The sequence below is a fragment of the Jeotgalibacillus marinus genome (assembly GCF_040801915.1).
GTDB lineage: Bacteria > Bacillota > Bacilli > Bacillales > Jeotgalibacillaceae > Jeotgalibacillus > Jeotgalibacillus marinus.
The window spans coordinates 1-265 of record NZ_JBFMIA010000183.1 but is presented as its reverse complement, the minus strand read 5'-3'; the positions used below and the strand labels follow the sequence as shown (position 1 = coordinate 265).

Annotated in this window: 1 protein-coding gene; it reads right to left on the bottom strand. The window is 53.6% G+C overall.

All coding sequences use genetic code 11. From position 1 onward, the window contains the following. Positions 1–76: 76 nt before the first annotated feature. Positions 77–265, bottom strand: a 189-nt coding sequence (locus AB1471_RS17465) for an EF-hand domain-containing protein (protein WP_367780997.1), incomplete at its 5' end; no start/stop codon positions are given.

The window sequence follows — 265 nt, the reverse complement described above, 5'->3', positions numbered from 1 at the left end:
GCAAGGAACAGACTCGGGATACAGAATGTCCTCAGCCATTCAGCACCATCCGGACAAGCTCCGCCCCATGGGCCCGTCACCCCGACAGGATATGCCTCACAAATGCTTCATAGTTGATGCAACCATTGCTGTCCTCATGCCCCGCCACTAGCATCTCTACTTCTTCCTCTGTCATCTTCTCGCCCAGTGTGACTAGGACATGACGGATTTCAGCACCCATGACGGTGCCATTTCCTTCCTTGTCAAACACACGAAGGCCTTCAAC